The sequence below is a fragment of the Pseudomonas sp. 10C3 genome, assembly GCF_036346185.1.
GTDB lineage: Bacteria > Pseudomonadota > Gammaproteobacteria > Pseudomonadales > Pseudomonadaceae > Aquipseudomonas.
Genome location: NZ_JASJVE010000001.1, coordinates 1 through 20,561, shown reverse-complemented (window position 1 = coordinate 20,561; position 20,561 = coordinate 1). Strand labels below are relative to the sequence as shown.

22 protein-coding genes and 1 riboswitch are annotated in these 20,561 nt (G+C 60.3%); of the genes, 17 read left to right on the top strand and 5 right to left on the bottom strand.

Features of this window, described 5'->3' with window-relative positions; genetic code table 11:
• Positions 1-22: 22 nt before the first annotated feature.
• Both mazG and QN399_RS00110 read left to right on the top strand, forming a co-directional pair.
• Complete coding sequence (gene mazG / locus QN399_RS00115; protein ID WP_322181096.1) at positions 23-847, top strand: nucleoside triphosphate pyrophosphohydrolase; 825 nt, start codon at positions 23-25, stop codon at positions 845-847.
• Positions 844-1,383: a DUF2058 domain-containing protein gene (locus tag QN399_RS00110; protein WP_219063936.1), complete on the top strand. Its 540-nt coding sequence runs from the start codon at positions 844-846 to the stop codon at positions 1,381-1,383. Before mazG ends, QN399_RS00110 begins: the two co-directional genes overlap by 4 nt.
• A 212-nt stretch (positions 1,384-1,595) precedes the next feature.
• Here QN399_RS00110 and QN399_RS00105 read toward each other — a convergent pair whose 3' ends face one another.
• The 4 genes from QN399_RS00105 to purM all read right to left on the bottom strand — a co-directional run bounded on the left by QN399_RS00105 (position 1,596) and on the right by purM (position 4,506).
• Positions 1,596-1,775, bottom strand: coding sequence for a hypothetical protein (locus QN399_RS00105; protein WP_330200361.1), 180 nt, complete (start codon positions 1,773-1,775; stop codon positions 1,596-1,598).
• 288 nt (positions 1,776-2,063) lie between these two features.
• Positions 2,064-2,777 (bottom strand): DUF3108 domain-containing protein, encoded by a 714-nt coding sequence (locus tag QN399_RS00100; protein ID WP_219063934.1) that lies wholly within the window; start codon positions 2,775-2,777, stop codon positions 2,064-2,066.
• An 8-nt stretch (positions 2,778-2,785) separates the two neighbouring features.
• Entirely contained in the window at positions 2,786-3,436 is a 651-nt protein-coding gene (purN, locus tag QN399_RS00095) for a phosphoribosylglycinamide formyltransferase (protein WP_322182811.1), read from the bottom strand.
• 11 nt (positions 3,437-3,447) lie between these two features.
• Entirely contained in the window at positions 3,448-4,506 is a 1,059-nt protein-coding gene (gene purM, locus QN399_RS00090) for a phosphoribosylformylglycinamidine cyclo-ligase (protein WP_219063933.1), read from the bottom strand.
• Between the two features lie 349 nt (positions 4,507-4,855).
• On the opposite strand from purM, the gene QN399_RS00085 reads away from it, so the two are divergent.
• From QN399_RS00085 to QN399_RS00060, 6 genes are all read left to right on the top strand, one after another.
• Positions 4,856-5,908 (top strand): DUF2066 domain-containing protein, encoded by a 1,053-nt coding sequence (locus QN399_RS00085; protein WP_330200360.1) that lies wholly within the window; start codon positions 4,856-4,858, stop codon positions 5,906-5,908.
• Between the two features lie 52 nt (positions 5,909-5,960).
• A complete protein-coding gene (locus QN399_RS00080; RefSeq protein ID WP_330200359.1) occupies positions 5,961-7,034 on the top strand; it encodes an AI-2E family transporter in 1,074 nt (357 codons plus the stop codon).
• A gap of 195 nt (positions 7,035-7,229) precedes the next feature.
• Positions 7,230-7,934: a DnaA regulatory inactivator Hda gene (hda, locus tag QN399_RS00075; RefSeq protein ID WP_322182809.1), complete on the top strand. Its 705-nt coding sequence runs from the start codon at positions 7,230-7,232 to the stop codon at positions 7,932-7,934.
• A 7-nt stretch (positions 7,935-7,941) separates the two neighbouring features.
• Positions 7,942-8,706: an NAD-dependent deacylase gene (locus QN399_RS00070; protein ID WP_330200358.1), complete on the top strand. Its 765-nt coding sequence runs from the start codon at positions 7,942-7,944 to the stop codon at positions 8,704-8,706.
• A 76-nt stretch (positions 8,707-8,782) separates the two neighbouring features.
• On the top strand, positions 8,783-9,436 hold the full coding sequence (locus tag QN399_RS00065; protein WP_330200357.1) for an NlpC/P60 family protein: 654 nt from the start codon (positions 8,783-8,785) through the stop codon (positions 9,434-9,436).
• An 84-nt stretch (positions 9,437-9,520) separates the two neighbouring features.
• Positions 9,521-10,066 carry a C40 family peptidase gene (locus tag QN399_RS00060; protein WP_330200356.1) on the top strand — a complete coding sequence of 182 codons (546 nt, stop codon included), beginning with the start codon at positions 9,521-9,523 and terminating at the stop codon, positions 10,064-10,066.
• Positions 10,067-10,112: 46 nt separating this feature from the next.
• On the opposite strand, the gene QN399_RS00055 is transcribed toward QN399_RS00060, so the two are convergent.
• Complete coding sequence (locus QN399_RS00055) at positions 10,113-11,438, bottom strand: sorbosone dehydrogenase family protein (protein WP_330200355.1); 1,326 nt, start codon at positions 11,436-11,438, stop codon at positions 10,113-10,115.
• A 220-nt stretch (positions 11,439-11,658) separates the two neighbouring features.
• A riboswitch (cobalamin riboswitch) is annotated at positions 11,659-11,882 on the top strand.
• A 104-nt stretch (positions 11,883-11,986) separates the two neighbouring features.
• Between QN399_RS00055 and cobO the strand changes: the two genes are divergently transcribed.
• Genes cobO through cobC form a run of 9 tightly spaced genes read left to right on the top strand, consistent with a single transcriptional unit; the run spans position 11,987 to position 20,066 of the window.
• Positions 11,987-12,598 (top strand): cob(I)yrinic acid a,c-diamide adenosyltransferase, encoded by a 612-nt coding sequence (gene cobO / locus QN399_RS00050; protein ID WP_330200354.1) that lies wholly within the window; start codon positions 11,987-11,989, stop codon positions 12,596-12,598.
• A gap of 10 nt (positions 12,599-12,608) precedes the next feature.
• Complete coding sequence (locus QN399_RS00045) at positions 12,609-13,904, top strand: cobyrinate a,c-diamide synthase (RefSeq protein ID WP_330200353.1); 1,296 nt, start codon at positions 12,609-12,611, stop codon at positions 13,902-13,904.
• Positions 13,901-14,551 (top strand): 5,6-dimethylbenzimidazole synthase, encoded by a 651-nt coding sequence (bluB, locus tag QN399_RS00040; RefSeq protein WP_330200352.1) that lies wholly within the window; start codon positions 13,901-13,903, stop codon positions 14,549-14,551. Before QN399_RS00045 ends, bluB begins: the two co-directional genes overlap by 4 nt.
• Complete coding sequence (cbiB, locus tag QN399_RS00035) at positions 14,548-15,456, top strand: adenosylcobinamide-phosphate synthase CbiB (RefSeq protein WP_330200351.1); 909 nt, start codon at positions 14,548-14,550, stop codon at positions 15,454-15,456. The genes bluB and cbiB overlap by 4 nt, the downstream gene beginning before the upstream one ends.
• Complete coding sequence (cobD, locus tag QN399_RS00030) at positions 15,449-16,456, top strand: threonine-phosphate decarboxylase CobD (RefSeq protein ID WP_330200350.1); 1,008 nt, start codon at positions 15,449-15,451, stop codon at positions 16,454-16,456. The genes cbiB and cobD overlap by 8 nt, the downstream gene beginning before the upstream one ends.
• The gene (locus QN399_RS00025) at positions 16,453-17,928 is read left to right on the top strand and encodes a cobyric acid synthase (RefSeq protein ID WP_330200349.1); all 1,476 of its coding nucleotides are present in this window, start codon (positions 16,453-16,455) and stop codon (positions 17,926-17,928) included. The genes cobD and QN399_RS00025 overlap by 4 nt, the downstream gene beginning before the upstream one ends.
• Before the next feature lies 1 nt (position 17,929).
• Positions 17,930-18,451 carry a bifunctional adenosylcobinamide kinase/adenosylcobinamide-phosphate guanylyltransferase gene (gene cobU, locus QN399_RS00020; RefSeq protein WP_330200348.1) on the top strand — a complete coding sequence of 174 codons (522 nt, stop codon included), beginning with the start codon at positions 17,930-17,932 and terminating at the stop codon, positions 18,449-18,451.
• Positions 18,448-19,500 carry a nicotinate-nucleotide--dimethylbenzimidazole phosphoribosyltransferase gene (gene cobT, locus QN399_RS00015; RefSeq protein WP_330200347.1) on the top strand — a complete coding sequence of 351 codons (1,053 nt, stop codon included), beginning with the start codon at positions 18,448-18,450 and terminating at the stop codon, positions 19,498-19,500. The genes cobU and cobT overlap by 4 nt, the downstream gene beginning before the upstream one ends.
• Complete coding sequence (gene cobC / locus QN399_RS00010) at positions 19,497-20,066, top strand: alpha-ribazole phosphatase family protein (protein WP_330200346.1); 570 nt, start codon at positions 19,497-19,499, stop codon at positions 20,064-20,066. The genes cobT and cobC overlap by 4 nt, the downstream gene beginning before the upstream one ends.
• The last annotated feature ends 495 nt before the right edge of the window (positions 20,067-20,561 follow it).

Sequence of the window (20,561 nt, the reverse complement as noted above, 5' to 3'; positions counted from 1 at the left end):
TTGGTTTGAATGAGAACAATTGATGTACACACTCGAAGACTTGCTGCACCTGATGGCCCGACTGCGTGACCCGCAGTTCGGGTGCCCGTGGGATGTCAAACAAACCTACGCGAGTATCGTGCCTCACACGCTTGAAGAAGCCTACGAAGTCGCCGATGCGATTGAGCGCGGTGACTTCGATCACTTGCAGGGCGAGCTGGGCGATCTGTTGTTCCAGGTGGTTTATTACAGCCAGTTGGCGCGCGAAGAAGGGCGCTTCGAGTTCGATGGCGTGGTCGACAGCATCACCCGAAAATTGATTCGCCGTCACCCGCATGTGTTCCCTACTGGCGATCTGTATGCGCCGCTGGAAACGCCGCAGCTGGACGAGGCCCAGGTCAAGCAGCGCTGGGAGGAAATCAAAGCCGAAGAGCGAGCGGCCAAGTCTGACGTGCCTGAGCAGTTGTCCCTGCTCGATGATGTCCCCGGCGTGCTGCCAGCCTTGTCCCGCTCGGCGAAGTTGCAGAAGCGCGCGGCGCAGGTCGGTTTCGACTGGCCAGACGCCTTGCCGGTGGTCGACAAGGTGCGTGAAGAGCTCGATGAAGTGCTGGAAGCCATGGCGGACAATGACGCCCCGGCCATCGCGGATGAGGTCGGTGACCTGCTGTTTGCGGTGGTGAATCTGGCCCGGCACCTTAAGGTCGATCCTGAAAGCGCCTTGCGTGCGGCGAACACTAAATTCGAAAGACGCTTCCGATTTATCGAACAGGCATTGCGCCAGACCCATCGTCCCATTGAAAATTGCACCCTCGAAGAACTGGACGCTCTCTGGGGCGAAGCCAAACGTCAGGAAAAGAACGCATCATGAGCATTTCCCTTCGCGACCAGTTGCTCAAAGCAGGTCTGGTCAACCAAAAGCAGGCCAAGCAGGTCAGCAAAGACAAGCAAAAAGAACAACGTCTGGTGCATAAGGGCCAGATCGAAGCCGATGACTCGCAAAAGCGTGCGGCGCAGGACGCCATGGCCGAAAAAGCCAAGCGTGATCAAGAACTCAATCGCCAGCAGCAGGAAAAGGTCGAGCTCAAAGCTCGTACCGCTCAGGTCAAGCAGTTGATCGAAGTCTCTCGGCTGCCGAAGCTGACCACCGAGGACTACTACAACTTCGTCGACGACAAGAAGGTCAAGCGCATTTCGGTCAACACGCTGATGCGTAACAAGCTCAGCAGCGGCTCACTGGCCATCGTTCATCATGGCGGCGGTTACGAGATCATTCCGCGTGAAGCCGCGCTGAAGATCCAGGAACGCGACCCACGCCGGGTCGTGCTGCTCAATACACCGACCGAAGCACCGGATGCCGATGATCCGTACGCGGCCTATCAGGTGCCTGACGACCTGATGTGGTAAGCCCAGGTCCTGGACAAACAAAACCCGCTTCTGCTCAGGCTGTGTGAAAACTACTGCGCTCGGCAATACTGCGTTAAAAACAGGCTCGGAATGCTCATTTACAACACGTAGACTCCGCTTCCTCGCCTGTTTTTGCCTTGTCTTGCCTTCGCTCGCTGCGTTTTCACACAGTCTGTGTGGTTTTGTTTTTACAGCGATTCCTAAAGGGCGTCTTACTGGGTGCGTTGGCTTTCCAGTGTTTCCAGTTCGGCTTTGTATTGATGAGCGTCCGTCTCGTTATGGAACATCCCGACCAGCAAATCCTGCTGGTACACATCCCATATCTGCACGCCCGCGGCGTTGCTTTCATGGGAGATATGGGAAGCGTCGCGTTCAGTAACTTTTACGGTCATCTTTGTAAGCTCCTGACTCTAGGTAGCTGCGGCAACACGTCGCAGGTCTCTGTTATATCGTTAGCTAGCTATCTAAGTAAATGACTGAAAGCTGTAACACACCTTTGCATAAAGTGAGGGAATAACTCCGGGGCGCGTGCTGTATGGGTGTCGCGGAAGTCGCGGGCGTGGGGTGTCGGCGTCTCGGACAGGTTACGTTCAGTTTTGTCTTGGTTCTGTGCAGGCCGCGCAATAAAAAGCCCCCGCTGAAAAGCGGAGGCTTGGGTCTTGCTGGCGAACTCAGGCCTGTCAGCTGCCTTTGACCGCGTTGCCGTTGACGGTGCCGTTCAACAGCATGATGTTGTATTCCTTGCCGTCGGTTTCGACCTGTTGCAGGCGAACCAGCAGGTAATCCCAATCCTTGGCGAACCACATCACGGTAATGCGCTTGTTTTGCGTTGGGTCGCGTACACGCTCGACCTTGATAGCGTCGATCTTGCCAGCCTTGGTATCGACCTTTTCCGAGCCGAGTACGCGGAAGTCGTAGGTGTCTACAGAGTCACCATCGACCACCTGGTAGCTCATGCTCTTCTTGCCGGCAGCCACGTCTTTTTGCAACGCCAGCTGGTAGGTCGACTTGTCGAGCACGCCGGGGTTGATGGGCAGGTTGATCACGTCACCGCGATCCGTGCCGCTTACCACCTTGCTGCTCCAGTCGAACGCCATGTCGATCTTTTTGGTTTTACCCAGACCGCCGCGTTCGAAGTTATAGGACTGTGGCAGCAGGGTGCCCTTGTCGACACGCAGGGTGCTGACCTCGGTCAGGCTGGCGATCATCATGGAAGCCTTGAAACTCAGGGTCCAGGTGTCGTTCGCGTTTTTCGTGAGGCTGCGTTCGGCGGTGCCGCTCATGGGCAGCTGTTTCCAGTCAGCGGTGTAGCTGGCGGAAAACGGCTGAAGGTCTGCGGCCTGAACAGCTGGCAGTGCGAGCAGAGCGAAAGCGAAGAGCAAAGCGCGACGCATAATATCTCCTAGATTCGAATCAAGTGGCCACTGGCCGGGAGTAACTGGCCATCCAGTAATGCGCCCTGTTCGCCGAGGCTTAGTCTTCCTTCGGCAAACCATCGTATTGCCAGCGGATAAATCTCGTGTTCCTGAGCATGAACCCGGTGTGCCAGGGTGGCTGGCGAGTCGTTCAACTCTACCGGGATTACTGCCTGTACGACCAGTGGACCCCCATCGAGTTCCTCTGTCACGAAATGCACGCTGCAGCCGTGTTCGCTGTCACCAGCTTCAAGCACTCGCTGGTGAGTATGCAAGCCCTTATAAAGCGGCAGCAGAGAAGGATGAATATTCAGCAGGCGGCCCTGGTAGTGACGGACGAATGTCGCACTTAATATGCGCATGAACCCGGCGAGCACCACCAGCTTGGGTTGAAAGGTGTCGATCAGCTCGATCAGCGCAGCATCGAAGGCCTCTCGACCTTCGAACGCCTTGTGATCGAGGACGCGGGCTTCGATGCCTGCGTCCCTGGCGCGCTGCAGGCCGAACGCATCGGCGCGATTGGAGATCACCGCGCGGATACGGACAGGGTTGTCGACACCCTTGAAGCTGTCGATCATGGCTTGCAGGTTGCTGCCGGTGCCAGACAGCAGCACCACCACGTCACACGTTGCAGGTATCTGCACTGACATCAATGTACCTTGAGGTTTTTCAGCTCGACCTGCGCAGCGCCTTCGGCAGCGGTGGCGATCTGACCGATGACCCAAGGTTGCTCGCCGGCTTCACGCAGCACGTTCAAGGCCACTTCGACGTGTTCCTGAGCGACGCAGATGACCATGCCCACGCCACAGTTCAGGACGCGGTGCATTTCCGTTTCAGCGACATTGCCTTGCTGCTGCAGCCAGTCGAACACGGCAGGACGCTGCCAGCTGGCGACATCGACCACCGCCTGAGCGCCTGCTGGCAGTACGCGCGGGATGTTGTCCAGCAGGCCGCCGCCAGTGATGTGGGCCATGGCCTTGACTGCGCCAGTGTCCTTGATCAGCTTGAGCAACGGTTTGACGTAAATGCGGGTGGGCGCCATCAACAGGTCGGTCAGCGGTTTGCCGTCGAGCTGGATGTTTTCGATGTCGGCACCGGCCACTTCGATGATCTTGCGGATCAGCGAGTAACCGTTGGAGTGCGGGCCGGAAGACGGCAGGGCGAGCAGGGCGTCACCGGCGGCGACTTTCGAACCATCGATAATGTCGGCTTTTTCCACGACACCGACGCAGAAGCCGGCCAGGTCATAGTCTTCGCCTTCGTACATGCCGGGCATTTCTGCGGTTTCGCCGCCTACCAGCGAGCAACCGGACAGCTCACAGCCAGCGCCGATGCCGGTCACGACCTGAGTCGCGGTCTCGACGTTGAGTTTGCCGGTGGCGTAGTAATCGAGGAAGAACAGCGGCTCTGCACCGCAAACCACCAGGTCGTTGACGCACATGGCGACCAGATCGATGCCGATGGTGTCGTGTTTGTTCAGGTTCAGCGCCAGACGCAGCTTGGTGCCCACGCCGTCGGTGCCGGAGACCAGTACAGGCTGCTTGTAGCCGGCCGGGATTTCGCAGAGGGCGCCGAAGCCACCCAGACCGCCCATGACTTCCGGACGCTTGGTGCGCTTGGCCACGCTCTTGATGCGTTCGACCAATGCTTCACCGGCGTCGATGTCTACACCGGCGTCTTTGTAGCTCAGGGAGGGTTGCTTGCTCATAATCCAGGCCTTTAAGGGGATTCGGGGGGTCGACCGAAGTCGGCAGGGCCTCTCGAAAAACGCTGCATACAAGGAATGCTGCGTTTTCAGGGGCCACCGCCATCGCCAGTCTGCGAAGGCGCGCGATTTTATCAGGCTTACAGGGCAGCGGCCATCCTTAGGCCGACGGGCAGGCTTATTAGAACCCAAAATAATCGATGCATGCGCCCAAGCTGGCTCGTTTGTCGGCGGCTGTATAAGGTGTCGCTATGATTCTGTATGAATGATTCGGCTCGATGTGTGGTCTCAACCATATCAGTCGTTTTCACGCGGCCTTTTTCATGCCGCTTTTGCCCGTCGGGAACCTTCCATGCGTCTTTCTAAATTGTTGTTCGTGGGCTGTCTGTCATTGATCAGTCTGCCCAGCGTTGCTGAAACCGTGAGCAACTTGTATCAAGTGCGTGAAACAGTCAGTGGGCAAACCCCTGATGAGCGCACTCAGGCCACGCAACGCGCGTTGGAAACCTTGATTCTGCGGCTGACAGGTGATCCCAAGGCCCCGCAAAGCGCTGGCCTGGCCGGGGTGCGCAAGGACCCGCAACAGATCATCACCAAGTACGGCTACGAAGCGGGTCCGCCAGAGACCTTGCTGGTTGATTTCGACCCGGCCAGTACCGAGCGCTCGCTGCATCAGGCAGGCTTGTCTGTGTGGGGCAGTAATCGTCCGACGATCCTTGGTTGGTGGTTGAGTGATGCCACTGATGGCTCCAATCTGGTGGGCGATGGTCAGAGCGCGGCCGAACCCTTGCGTCGCGCGGCGCAGCACCGGGGTTTGCCACTGCGTCTGCCTTTGGCGGATTTGAGTGAGCAAATTGTAGGAACGGCCAAGAACATCGAAGGCACCGACTCTGCGCCGTTGAGGGCCGCTTCCGAGCGGTATGGCGCCGATGGTTTGCTGGCGGTGCATGCTCGTGAAGAGAACGGTCAATGGCAGGGTAAATGGCGTTTGTGGCTGGGCCAGCAGAGTGAGCAGGGCACGGCCACTGGCGCGGACAGCGGAGCCTTGGCCGATGCTGTCCTGCTGGCGGTCAGCGAACGTCTGGCGCCGCGCTATGTGGTCAAGCCGGGTGCCTCGACCGCGCTGGTGCTGGAAGTGCAGGGCATGAACCTTGAACGTTACGCTCAGTTGAGTCGCTTGCTCGATCCATTTGGCGCCAAGCTGAAAACGGTGAGCGGTGATCGCATTACCTACGAGGTCAATGGCAGTGCCGATCAACTTCGTTCGCAATTGTCCCTGGCCAAATTGCAGGAAGTCCCGGCGGGCGAGGTGAGTGCTGCAACACCAGCACAACAACCTCCGGTCGATGGCGCTGCCCCCGTGACTCAGTCGTCTTCTGCAGCGCAGTTGCACTTTCGTTGGTAACGGCGGGACGGTGCTTCGGGTTGGTTTTTATTCTTGGGTTTGAGGGGTGGTAATGGCTGACTCACGTCGTTGGTTCTGGATTGGCGGGGTTGTCCTGCTGTGTGTGTTTGTGTTTTTGCTGCATCCGATTCTGACGCCTTTTCTGATTGCGCTGCTTTTGGCCTATATGGCCGACCCTTTGGTCGATCGGCTGGAAGCCGCCGGGCTGTCGCGCACCTTGGGTGTGGTCGCGGTGTTCGGCTTGTTCACGATGATTCTCATGGCGCTGTTGCTGGTCCTGGTGCCGATGCTGGCCAAACAGTTGTTCCGCCTGTATGAGCTGGCGCCACAGATGCTCGACTGGTTGCAGCACACCGCATTGCCATGGATCCAGGCCAAGCTGGGCCTGGCTGAAGGTTTCTGGAAGTTCGACAAGGTCAAGGCTGCCATTTCCGAGCACATGGGGCAGACGGGCGATATTGTCAGTATGGTGTTGGCTCAGGCGACGGCATCCGGTCTGGCGTTGATCGGCTGGTTGACCAATCTGGTGCTGATTCCGGTGGTGTGCTTCTACCTGCTGCGCGACTGGGACCTGATGATGGCCAGGATTCGCAGTCTGTTGCCGCGTCATCGTGAAGGGCAGATCGTCAAGCTGGCCAGCGAGTGCCATGAAGTCCTTGGTGCCTTTATTCGCGGCCAGCTATTGGTCATGGTTGCGCTGGGCTTTATCTATGCCGCCGGCTTGATGCTGGTGGGCCTGGAGTTGGGCCTGCTGATCGGAGTGATTGCGGGCCTTGCGGCGATTGTGCCGTACATGGGATTTGTAATCGGCATCGGTGCCGCCGTCATCGCCGGGCTGTTCCAGTTTGGCGGCGACGTGTACCCCATGATGGGCATCATCGCGGTGTTTATGGTCGGTCAGGCTCTGGAGGGGATGGTGCTCACCCCGTTGCTGGTGGGTGACCGGATTGGTCTGCACCCGGTGGCGGTGATCTTCGCGATTTTAGCGGGCGGTGAGCTGTTCGGTTTCACGGGTGTGTTACTGGCGCTGCCAGTGGCGGCTGTCATCATGGTTTTGGTGCGCCATATGCATGACCTCTATAAAGAGTCGGATATTTACGGTGGCACGGTAGATCCTGATCTGTAGGTGATCTGCCTGTTGCGTCGGATCCTGGTCTATTCGCACTGGATCTGGCGCACCGATGCGGCGCATGACACGAAGTAAACGCAAACCTTTGATTTTGCTTGTGGTCTGCCGCATTGTGCACCCAGCGTCGCCGGTATAAACTTTGTCCACTTTACACAGAGGCCCCTAGCGGCTCGCTTGAGCCGTTCAGCCAGCATGAAACCGATTCAGCTGCCCTTGGGTGTGCGTCTGCGTGATGACGCCACCTTCATCAATTACTATCCCGGCGCCAATGCCGCAGCACTCGGCTATGTTGAGCGGCTGTGCGAAGCCGATGCTGGCTGGACCGAAAGCCTGATTTACCTCTGGGGCAAGGATGGCGTCGGGCGTACTCACTTGCTGCAAGCCGCTTGCCTGCGCTTCGAGCAGTTGGGCGAGCTGGCGGTTTACTTGCCCTTGGCAGATGTGATGGATCAAGGCGTCGAGCTGCTCGATAATCTGGAGCAGTACGAGCTGGTTTGCCTGGATGACCTGCAAGCGGTGGTCGGCAAGCCGGAATGGGAAGAGGCGCTGTTCCATCTGTTCAATCGCCTGCGCGATAGCGGCCGTCGCCTGTTGATCGCCGCGTCCCAGTCTCCACGGGAATTGCCGGTCAAGCTTCTCGACCTCAAATCACGGCTGACCATGGCTCTGGTGTTCCAGATGCGTGGTCTGTCCGATGAAGACAAACTGCGCGCCTTGCAGTTGCGCGCTTCGCGCCGGGGCCTGCACCTGACTGATGAGGTCGGGCATTTCATCCTGACTCGCGGTACCCGCAGCATGAGTGCGCTCTTCGACTTGCTCGAACGTCTCGATCAAGCGTCACTGCAAGCGCAACGCAAGCTGACCATTCCTTTCCTGAAGGAAACGTTAGGTTGGTAGCGCGGCCGTGGTAGATCGCAAGCTGTTGCTGCAAACAGCGGCGGCGTTGCGTCATGCCCGGCGCATCCTGATTATTACCGGCGCTGGCTTGTCGGCCGACTCGGGCCTCCCGACCTACCGGGGCGTTGGCGGGCTGTATAACGCAAAGACCTCGGACGGGCTGCCCATCGAAATGGCGCTGTCTGGCCCGATGTTGCGCCGCGACCCTGCGCTGTGCTGGAAATATATCGCTGAACTGGGCAAGGCTTGTCTCGGTGCGCAACCGAATGCCGCCCATTACGCCATCGCTCAGTTGCAGCGGCTCAAGCCTGAATGCTGGGTCCTGACGCAGAACGTCGATGGCTATCATCGTGCCGCTGGCAGTCCACCTGAGCGCTTGATCGAAATCCACGGGCAGTTGGCGCCGTTGTTTTGCCAATCCTGTGGCGCCATCGACCCGGAACTGAGCGAGCACCTGCAACGGCCATTGCCGCCCTTGTGCAAGCACTGCCATGGGGTATTGCGCCCGCCAGTGGTGTTGTTCGAGGAAATGTTGCCCGAGCGGGCGCTGGAAACGTTGTACGAAGAAATGGCCAAGGGTTTCGACGCTGTATTGAGCATCGGCACCACCGCCAGCTTCCCGTATATTCACGAGCCGGTCCTGCGTACGCGGGTGTCGGGGGGCTTTACCGCCGAGATAAATCCGGCGCCGACCGACCATAGCGCCGCCATGGATGTTTTCCTGGGCTGTAGAGCCTTAGAAGTTATGGAGGAACTGGTAAGTCACATTTAGATCGATTGAATTTGCAAATCAGGGTGATAGAAGGCATAGTCTCATCTCCTTTACATCATTAGCCACGGTCGTGCCCATGCTAAATCGCTTCGCACCCCTCGTGCCCCTCGCACTGGTTTCACTCCTTTTTGGTTGCGCGGCTAACATGCCTGCCTCGAACCAGCAGCAGGTCCAGAATCAGGCTCATGCCTCGATTACTGCGCAGTCTGCACGCTCCTCCCAGATGGCCGACGGATCTGACTCCGTGCTGTCCGAAGAGTTGATCACCGAAAAAGAACTGGCCGAGTTTGCTGACAGCAAGCCGTACCGCATGCCAGTTCTTGCCGACAGCATCCTGGAACGCGGCATGTCCCTGATCGGTACCCGTTATCGCGTAGGCGGTACGTCCGAAGCCGGTTTCGATTGCAGCGGATTCATCAACTACCTTTTTCGTGAACAAGCGGGCATGACGTTGCCACGCTCCACTCGCGACATGATCAACTTGAAGGCTCCACTGGTTGCTCGCAACAACCTGAAGCCGGGTGATCTGCTGTTCTTCAGCACCAAGGGTCGCGGTCGTGTGAGTCATGCCGGCATCTATCTGGGCGATGATCAATTCATCCATTCCAGCAGCAGCCGTAGCGGTGGTGTTCGGGTCGATAGCCTGGATGACAGCTATTGGAAGAAGACCTTCATCGAAGCTAAACGTGCGTTAGCGATGGCGCCGACTACAATCCAAAGCCAACGCTAGTCATTACCGGAGCGTGTAACCCAAGTTACACGCAGTTCGGGCTCCCGGCAGAGTAAGCCGCATCCAGATCAGGTTGTTGTGTTTATGTCGATTACGGTACGCCTAGGGTTGATCACATTGGCTGCTGCGCTTCTTTCCGCTTGCGCAAGCCACGCTCCACCCCCTTCAAAACAATGGGTTGTTCGACCCGTTGCGCCAATGACTTCCGATTATTCTTCGCCCGCTGCTGAAGACGTGCTGATTCGCGCGCTGGGTTTGGTCGGCACGCCTTATCGCTGGGGCGGCAATACGCCTGATTCAGGCTTCGATTGCAGTGGATTGATTGGTTATGTCTACCGTGACGCGGCCGGTATCGCGCTACCACGCTCGACCCGAGAGTTGATTGTGATGCGCGCGCCGGACGTCGGGCGCAACGCTTTACAGTCTGGTGATCTGTTGTTCTTCGCCACGTCAGGCGGCTCGCAGGTCAGCCACGCCGCGATCTACGTTGGGGAGGGGCGCTTTGTGCATGCGCCGGCAACGGGCGGCACAGTGCGCCTGGACAGTCTCAACAACAGCTATTGGCAAAAAACCTACCTCAACGCCAAGCGCGTCATTCAACCAGAGCATCTGGCGCGTAATAACCCCTGATTTGATGTGATCGTGCAGTAAATCCTGCCCCGTCGAAAGCGGGGGCTTACTGCGCCTTTGCCGCCGTCACCCGCCAGATTTTATTCCCCACGTCATCGGCCACCAGCACTCCGCCATGCTGATCATTGATCACGCCCACCGGACGCCCCTGGGCCTTCTCGTCCGCGTTGAGGAAACCGGTCAACAGGTCGACGGGGGCGCCGCTGGGTTTACCGTTGGTGAACGGTACGAATATCACCTTGTAACCACTGTGGGGGTTGCGGTTCCATGAGCCGTGCTGGCCGATGAATACACCTCGGGTGAACGGTGCTGGCAGCGATTTTCCGTCACTGAAGGTCAGACCCAACGACGCGGTGTGGGGCCCGACGGCGTAATCCGGTGCAATGGCCTTGGCCACCAAAGCCGGGTTTTGGGGTGAGACGCGCACATCCACATGCTGGCCGTAGTAGCTGAACGGCCAACCATAAAATGCGCCATCCTTCACTGACGTAATGTAATCGGGTACCAGATCGCTGCCGATTTCGTCGCGCTCATTGACGGCGGTCCACAGCGTGCCCGTCTGCGGTTCCCAGTCCATGCCATTGGGGTTGCGCAGGCCAGAGGCAAAGATCCGATGCGCGCCCGTCGCGGCATCGACTTCCCAGATCGCGGCTCGACCTTCTTCCTTGTCCAGGCCGTTCTCACCGACATTGCTGTTGGAACCCACGGTCACGTACAGTTTTTTACCGTCTTTGCTGGCAATGACGTTCTTGGTCCAGTGGTGATTGAGTGTCCCTGCGGGCAGGTCTGTCACCTTGCTTGGCTTGCCGGTAATCGAGGTTTGCCCGTTTTCATAATGGAAACGCAGCAGTTGATCGGTGTCGGCGACATAGAAGTCGTTGCCGACCAGAGCCATGCCAAAGGGTGAATTGAGGTTTTGCAGGAACACGGTACGGGTTTCAGCAACGCCGTCATGGTCTTTGTCGCGCAGCAGTGTGATCCGGTTGGCGGACGCTACGCCCGCACCCGCACGCCCCATGACCTTTTTCATGATCCAGCCCCGAATGCCTTTGCTGTCATCGGGCTTGGCCGGCGAGTTGGTTTCGGCGACCAGTACATCGCCGTTAGGCAGCACGTACAGCCAGCGCGGGTGATCCAGGTCTTCGGCAAACGCCGACACCTGAGTGCCTGGTGCAGCGACAGGTTTTGCACCCTTTGCCCAGCCCACGGCAGGGGCGATGTTCACGGTCGGGATCAGGGTTTTGTTCGGTTCCGGCAGCTTCGGCTGCGGGCCGGTACCTTCCGCTACTTGCAGACGCGCGGTCTCGCCGCAAGCGGTAAGGCCGGTCATCAGTACAAGCAGTACTGCCAACTGAGGTCTGAGTGTGAACATGACAATCTCCCTGAAAAGCGAAAGGTGCGCGTAAAGCAGTAGAGGAGGGTGGGCTGTTGAGGTTCAACCTTTTGCAGGTGAGTTGATAGTCAGCAAGCTTAGTAGGTGGCGCGGGATGGCTGTCGTTTAATATCAATCGATATGCCTCGCACGGGTCAAACAGCTTTATTACGCGAAAGGAAAGGGCGCTTCGATTGACGCTCTACCCCCAACCCTCTACCCTTCGCGACGTGTTTCAGGTGCTCAGCCATCGCTGATGGGCTGAGTGAAACAGGGAAGCCGGTGAGGGCGCGTCCAGCGACCGATTCCGGCGCTGCCCCCGCAACGGTAAATGAGTCAAAGCTGCGCATTCAGTCACTGCATCGTAAAAGATGTGGGAAGGCGCGCAGTGGGGGCAAAGCCCGCTCATGAGTCCGGAGACCGGCCTGATCCATCCAACAGCATCACGGCGGGCGATGCTCTGCGCAGGGTCTTTTTTGACCGTGCTGGCAGTCAATTCCTGTGCCTTCCGTTTGCTTTCGCGTGCCCTGCTCAAACGGAGAGCTGAGATGAACGAATCCCCCGAACGTGACGAACGTCATTTGGCGCGCATGCTGCGTAAAAAAGCCGTCATGGACGAGCGCATTGCCAGTTCGCCGAATGAATGCGGGCTGTTACTGGTCCTGACGGGGAACGGCAAAGGCAAAAGCAGCTCAGCGTTCGGCATGCTCGCCCGCGCCATGGGCCACGGTATGCAGTGTGGCGTCGTGCAGTTCATCAAGGGTCGCAACAGCACCGGCGAAGAGCTGTTCTTCCGTCGTTTCCCCGAGCAGGTGCGTTATCACGTCATGGGCGAGGGCTTCACCTGGGAAACCCAGGACCGCCAGCGCGATATCGCCGCCGCCGAAGCCGCCTGGGAAGTGTCCCGGGAAATGCTGCGTGACCCGAGCATCGGCCTGATCGTGCTCGATGAACTGAACATCGCTCTCAAACACGGCTATCTGGACCTGGAGCAGGTCCTCAGCGACCTGCAAAGTCGTCCGCCGATGCAGCATGTGCTGGTGACGGGCCGTGGTGCGAAGCCAGAATTGATTGATCTGGCGGACACGGTTTCCGAGATCGCCGTGGTCAAGCATGCCTTCCAGGCCGGTATCCGTGCGCAGAAAGGCATTGAGCTATGAGCAGTCCTTCATGAGAGCGCCGCGTCATTGCCCGGCGGTGTTGATCGCCGCGCCGGCTTCCGGCCAGGGCAAGACCACCGTGACGGCCGCGTTGGCCCGACTGCACCGCAATCAAGGGCGCAAGGTTCGGGTGTTCAAATGCGGCCCGGACTTTCTCGACCCGATGATTCTCGAACGCGCCAGTGGCGCGCCGGTCTATCAGCTGGATTTGTGGATGGTCGGCGCCGATGAAAGCCGCCGACTGTTGTGGGCGGCGGCGGGCGAAGCCGACTTGATTCTGATTGAAGGGGTCATGGGCTTGTTCGACGGTACGCCGTCCAGCGCAGACCTGGCGCGCCATTTCGGCGTACCGGTGCTGGGCGTGATCGACGGCACTGCGATGGCCCAGACCTTTGGCGCGTTGGCCCTGGGCCTGGCGCGTTATCAGCCGGACCTGCCGTTTGCCGGGGTGTTGGCCAATCGCGTCGGCACCGTGCGCCACGCGCAACTGCTCGAAGGCAGCCTGACTGAGGGTTTGCGCTGGTACGGCGCATTGTCGCGAGAAACCGGGATTGAGTTGCCCAGCCGTCATTTGGGCCTGGTCCAGGCCAGCGAACTGAATGATCTGGATGCACGCCTCGACGCCGCCGCCACCGCCCTAGGCAGCACGTGCGAGGTGTCCTTGCCGCCGGCTGTCGAATTCGCCGCGCCCGACATCGTCAAGGCTGAACCCTTGCTTGAGGGGGTGCGCATTGCCGTGGCTCGGGACGAAGCGTTTGCCTTTACCTACGGCGCCAGTCTTGACCTGCTGCGGGCCATGGGCGCCGAGTTGTCATTTTTCTCGCCGATCCACGACGCCTTCATTCCCGATGCCGACAGCCTTTATCTGCCGGGCGGTTACCCCGAACTGCACCACGTCGCGCTGGGTCAAAACCTACCGATGCTGGCCGCCATTCGCGCCCATCATGCAGCAGGTAAACCCCTGCTGGCTGAGTGCGGCGGCATGCTTTACCTGCTGGATGCCTTGACCGATGTCGACGGTCAGCGTGCGCAACTGGTGGGGCTGCTGACGGGCGAAGCGGTGATGCAGAAACGTTTGGCCGCGCTGGCTTTGCAAGCGGTCGAGCTGCCGGAAGGCTTGCTGCGTGGGCACACCTATCACCACTCGCTGACCAGCACTGAGTTGCAGCCCATCGCTCGCGGCGTGAGCCCCAACGGTGGGCGCGGCGCCGAGGCGGTCTATCGTGACGGGCGCATGACCGCGTCTTACGTACACTTCTATTTCCCTTCTAATCCTCAAGCGGTTGCGGCGCTTTTCAAACCATGAATGATCAGGCGTTCAGCCCCGACGAACGTGCGGCGGTGTATCGAGCGATTGCCGAGCGTCGCGACATGCGCCACTTCATCGGTGGTAGCGTGGCGCCAGAGCTGCTGGCGCGATTGCTCGAAGCGGCGCATCAGGCGCCCAGCGTCGGGTTGATGCAACCGTGGCGCTTTATTCGTATCAGCGACCGGTCGCTGCGGGAGAGCATCAAGACACAGGTCGAGGCAGAGCGGATTCTTACCGCAGAAGCCTTGGGTGAGCGCTCCGACGATTTCATGAAGCTCAAAGTCGAAGGCATTAACGATTGCGCGGAAGTGCTGGTCGCGGCGCTGATGGATGATCGCGAGCGGCATATCTTCGGGCGCCGCACCTTGCCGGAAATGGACATGGCGTCCTTGTCCTGTGCGATTCAGAATTTGTGGCTGGCAGCGCGTGCCGAAGGGTTGGGCATGGGCTGGGTTTCACTGTTCGAACCGCAAGCGCTGGCCGACTTGCTGGGCATGCCGGCGGGGGCAAAACCCCTGGCGATTCTGTGTCTGGGACCGGTGGCCGAGTTTTACCCGGCGCCCATGCTGGTGCTGGAAGGGTGGGCGCAGGCGCGTCCGCTGAGCGAATTGCTCTACGAAAACCAGTGGGGAGTGAGTCGATGAGCGTGGCGTTGCTGAGCGTCGCCGGGGTCGCGCTGGATGCGCTGCTGGGCGAGCCGAAACGGGCGCACCCGCTGGTGGCGTTCGGGCGCTTTGCTGACCGGCTCGAACAGCGTTTCAATTCGGCCGGGCGCGGTTGGCGCAGTCATGGGGTCACCGCCTGGTTCATCGCGGTGATCCCGTTGACGCTGCTGGTGACTCTTTTCAGCTGGGTGCCCTATATAGGCGGGTGGGTGGAGGTTCTGGCGCTGTATTGCGCGCTGGGTCTGCGCAGTCTTGGCGAACACGTCGAGCCGGTGGCGCAGGCCTTGCGCAGCGGTGACCTGGACGAAGCCCGTCGTCGCGTAGGCTATCTGGTGAGTCGGCAGACAGCGGAGCTGGACTCAACCGAAGTCGCCCGTGCGGCCACCGAATCAGTCTTGGAAAACGGTAGCGATGCGGTGTTCGCCGCTTTGTTCTGGTTTGTTGTCGCGGGTGCGCCGGGGGTGGTGTTGTATCGTTTGAGCAATACTCTGGATGCTATGTGGGGCTATCGCAATGAGCGTTTCGAACGGTTTGGCTGGGCGGCGGCAAAGATCGACGATGTCTTGAATTACATTCCGGCACGCCTGGTCGCGTTGACCTACGCCCTGCTGGGCAACACCCGATTGGCCCTGCGCTGCTGGCGTTCTCAAGCACCTGGCTGGGACAGTCCGAATGCCGGTCCGGTGATGGCCGCCGGTGCGGGCGCGCTAGGCGTGGAGTTGGGGGGGGGCGCGATTTATCACGGGGAACTGCACCAGCGTCCGCAATTGGGCGAAGGCGCGCCGGCGGATGCTCAGTCGATCGATCGTGGCTGGCAATTGGTCCAGCGCGGTGTCTGGTTGTGGTTGCTGGTCCTGTGCGTGGGGGCTGAACTGTATGCTTGAGCACGGCGGTCGCTTGCGGGGTGCCGCGCTGCACTACGGCATCGCTGAAGCCGAGTGGCTGGACCTGTCCAGTGGTATCTCGCCCTGGCCCTGGCCGATCCCGGAAATCCCGGCGCGAGCCTGGGCGCGGTTGCCGGAAACCGACGATGGCCTGGAACTGGCCGCCTGCGCCTACTATGGCGCCCCTCGCGTGCTAGCGGTGCCCGGTTCGCAAGCCGCGATTCAGGCGTTGCCGCGTTTGCGTCGTGCGGGCAAGGTCGGTGTGTTATCGCCGTGTTATGCCGAACATGCCGAAGCCTGGCGTGCCAACGGCTTTCGCGTGCGCGAAGTGTTCGAGCACGAAGTGGATTTTTTCATCGACAGCCTTGATGTGCTGGTGGTGGTCAATCCGAACAACCCCACCGGGCTGAGCATCGCCCCGGAGCGCCTGCTTGAATGGCACGCGCACCTGGCCCAGCGCGGTGGATGGTTGGTGGTCGATGAAGCCTTTATGGACAACACGCCGCAGTTGAGCCTGACCGCCGAAGCCTGGCGCGTCGGCCTGATCGTGTTGCGTTCGTTCGGCAAGTTCTTCGGGCTGGCGGGCGTGCGTTTGGGCTTTGTGATTGCCGAACCACAGTTGCTCAAATTACTGGCGCGGCAGATTGGCCCTTGGGCCGTCAGCGGGCCAACGCGCGTGCTGGGGCAAGTGTGCCTGAGCGATGTCGACGGTCATCGCCTGCAACGCTTGCGTACCGAACACGCCAGCCAGCGCCTGGCTGAGCTGCTGAGCCAGTATGGCTTGAAGCCTCAGGGTGGTTGCGCGCTGTTTCAATGGCTGACGACCCCTCACGCCGCTCGGATTTATGAGTTCTGTGCCCGGCGCGGGATTCTGCTGCGGCTGTTTTTGAACGCCGGCAGTCCCCACCACAGCGCCCTGCGTTTCGGTCTGCCGGCTGAAGAAGCCGACTGGCAGCGGTTCGAACGAGCCCTTAGCGAATACACTAAGGAAATACCATGACCACCTTGATGGTGCAGGGGACGACGTCAGACGCCGGTAAAAGCACGCTGGTGACCGCGCTCTGTCGCTGGTTGACCCGTCAGGGCGTTCGTGTGGTGCCTTTCAAACCGCAGAACATGGCGCTCAACAGCGCAGTGACGGCGGACGGTGGCGAGATCGGCCGAGCGCAAGCGGTGCAGGCCCAGGCCGCTGGGCTCGAGCCACACACCGACATGAATCCGGTGTTGCTCAAGCCCAATAGCGACACGGGCGCGCAGGTCATCATCCACGGCCGGGCGGTGACCACCATGAACGCGGTGGCGTATCACGGCTATAAAGAGATCGCGATGCAGGCGGTGCTGGCCTCGCACCACCGCTTGAGTGCGGCCTATCCGGTGGTCATGGTCGAGGGCGCCGGGTCGCCTGCCGAAATCAACCTGCGCGCAGGCGACATCGCCAACATGGGCTTCGCCGAAGCGGTGGATTGCCCTGTCCTGTTGATTGCCGATATCAATCGCGGCGGGGTCTTCGCCCATTTGGTGGGCACCCTGGAACTGCTGTCCCCGAGTGAGCAGGCGCGGGTCAAAGGTTTCATCATCAATCGTTTTCGCGGCGATATCGCCTTACTGCAACCGGGCCTTGACTGGCTGGAAGCACGCACCGGCAAACCGGTGATCGGCGTGCTGCCGTATATGATGGATTTGCACCTCGAGGCCGAAGATGGTCTCGATCAGCGCCAGACCGACAAGGTCGAGCAGGTGCTGAATGTGGTGGTGCCGGTATTGCCGCGTATCAGCAATCACACGGACTTTGACCCGTTGCGCCTGCACCCACAGGTGAATCTACAGTTCGTCGGTCCTGGCCAGCCGATCCCGGCTGCGGACCTGATTATCCTGCCTGGCTCGAAAAGCGTGCGCAGCGATCTGGAATTCTTGCGCAGCCACGGCTGGGACATCGCTATCGCCCGGCATCTGCGCTATGGCGGCAAGGTGTTGGGCATTTGTGGTGGTTTGCAGATGCTCGGTCAGCAGCTGCATGACCCGCTGGGGCTCGAAGGCGCGCCCGGTTCCAGCGCCGGTTTGGGCATGCTGGACATCAACACCGTGTTGGAAGAACAGAAACAACTGCGCAATGTGCGTGGTCATCTCGCGCTGGAAGGCGCGCCCGTGAGCGGTTACGAAATTCACGCGGGGGTGACCACTGGCGCTGCGCTGGAGCATGCGGCCGTGCGCCTTGACGATGGTCGCTGCGATGGTGCACAGAGTGCCGATGGGCAAATTCTCGGCACCTACCTGCACGGCCTGTTCGAGTCGCCGTCAGCGTGTGCTGCATTACTGCGCTGGGCGGGTCTGGAGAATGTGCAGCACGTCGACTACCACGCACTGCGCGAACGCGACATCGAGCGACTGGCGGACCTGGTTGAGAACCACCTGGACGGCGCGCTTTTGCGAACCCTGTGTGGTTTGGACAGCGCTGATTTGGAGGGCAACTGACATGCTGCAACTGATTCTAGGCGGCGCTCGTTCGGGCAAAAGTCGACTGGCCGAGCAGTTGGCCACCCACAGTAACCTCGACGTCATCTATATCGCTACCAGCCAGGCGCTGGATGGCGAAATGAGCCAGCGCGTGGCGATTCATCGTCAGCGCCGCCCCGACAGCTGGGGCCTGATTGAAGAACCGCTCGAACTGGCCCGTGTCCTGGTCGAGCAGGCCAGTGCCCAGCGGTGCCTGCTAGTGGATTGCCTGACCTTATGGCTGACCAATCTGCTGATGCTCGAAGACCCTGAGCGCCTGGCCCTTGAGCGCGAGGCGCTGTTGAGCTGCCTCGCCGGGTTGCCCGGTGAAATCATTTTTGTCAGCAACGAAACCGGGATGGGCGTCGTGCCCCTCGGTGAACTGACCCGGCGTTACGTCGACGAGGCCGGCTGGCTGCATCAAGCCCTGGCCGAACGTTGCCAACGCGTGGTCTTGACCGTCGCTGGCCTGCCCTTGACCTTGAAAGGACCCGCAATATGAGCAATTCCTGGTGGCTGAAGCCGGCGCAGGCAATCAATAGTCAGGTGCGTGAAGAGGCTCTGGCCCGTCAGCAGCAGTTGACCAAACCGGCCGGCTCTCTCGGGCAGCTAGAGCAGGTGGCGTTACAGCTCGCCGGGTTGCAGGGGCGGCTCAGGCCCAGCGTCGACAACCTCTGGATCGCCATTTTTGCGGGCGATCATGGCGTGGTTGCTGAAGGGGTTTCGGCTTTTCCGCAGGAAGTCACCGGGCAAATGCTGCATAACTTCGTGACTGGCGGTGCGGCAATCAGCGTGCTGGCCCGTCAGCTTTCGGCGCAGTTGGAAGTGGTTGATCTGGGCACGGTATCGCCGCTGAACCTGCCGGGCGTCCGGCATTTGCAGTTGGGTGCGGGCACCGCGAACTTCGTCGAAGGGCCGGCGATGACCGAGGTGCAGGGTTTGCTCGCGCTGGAGGCCGGACGTGACAGTGCTCGCCGTGCACTGGCGTCGGGCGCGGAGCTGTTTATTGGCGGCGAGATGGGCATCGGCAACACCGCAGCGGCCAGCGCATTGGGATGCGCCTTGCTCGAATGCCGGGCGCAGTTGCTGGTTGGGCCGGGTACAGGTCTCAATGCGGCGGGCGTCACGCACAAAGCGTTGGTCATCGAGCGTGCGTTGGCGCTGCATGCCGGGCATGCCGGCGATCCGCTGCGCACTTTGTTCTGTCTGGGCGGCTTCGAGATTGCAGCGCTGGTCGGTGCCTACCTGGCCTGTGCTCAGGAAGGTATCGCGGTGCTGGTCGACGGCTTTATTTGCACGGTCGCGGCCGTGGTTGCGGTGCGCTTGAATCCGTCGTGTCGCGACTGGCTGCTGTTTGGCCACCGTGGCGCCGAGCCGGGCCATCGACATTTGTTGGAAACCTTGCAGGCGGAACCCTTGCTCGACCTCGGCTTGCGCCTGGGTGAGGGCAGTGGTGCTGCGTTGGCCGTGCCGTTGCTGCGCCTGGCCTGTGAACTGCACAACGGCATGGCGACGTTCGCCGAAGCGGCAGTGGCAGACCGCCCGGCATGACCTTGCGCCTGGATATGCTGCGTCATGGCGAAACCGAATTGGGCGGTGGCCTGCGCGGCAGCCTGGACGACGCATTGACCGCTGCTGGCTGGGCGCAGATGCGTGCGGCGGTGGCCGAGGCTGGCCCGTGGGATCGAATCGTCAGTTCGCCGCTGCAACGCTGCGCTCGCTTTGCCCAAGAGCTGGCTGACCAGTTGGCCCTGCCGCTGCACACGGACGCTGATCTGCAGGAGCTGCACTTCGGTGAATGGGAAGGGCGCAGCGCTGCCCAACTGATGGAGACCGACGCGGAGAGTTTGGGGCTGTTCTGGGCCAATCCTTATGCGTTCACCCCGCCCAAGGCTGAACCGCTGACGGCTTTTTCCGCGCGGGTATTGGCGGCGGTCGAGCGTCTGCATCAGGCCTATGCCGGTCAGCGTGTGTTGCTGATCAGCCACGGCGGGGTGATGCGCCTGTTGCTGGCTCAGGCCCGGGGTTTACCGCGTGAGCAGTTGCTTCAGGTTGAAGTCGGGCATGGTGCACTGCTGACGCTTCGGGGCGGCAGTGGTTGCGTGTTGAGCGAATGAAACTGTCACCCTTCTGGATTGCCCTGCAGTTTCTCAGCAGCCTGCCCATTCGCCTGCCGGGCATGCCCGAGCCGCAAGCGTTAGGGCGGTCGTTATTGTTTTATCCGTTGGTGGGGCTGCTGTTCGGACTGCTGCTGATGGGCCTCAGCGCACTGTTGAGCGGTACGCCGTCGATGTTGCACGCGGCTTTGCTGCTGACGGCCTGGGTGTTGCTCAGCGGTGGCCTGCACCTGGACGGGCTGGCCGACAGCGCTGATGCGTGGCTCGGTGGCTTTGGTGACCGCGAACGCACCCTGAGCATCATGAAAGACCCGCGCAGTGGACCGATTGCGGTCGTTACCCTGGTGCTGGTGCTTCTGCTCAAATTCTGTGCCCTGCTGGCAGTGATCGAACACCGGCAGAGCTTGGCCTTATTGCTGGCCCCATTGATCGGGCGCAGCGCCATGCTTGCCTTGTTTCTGGGCACACCGTATGTACTGTCTCTTATACACATCT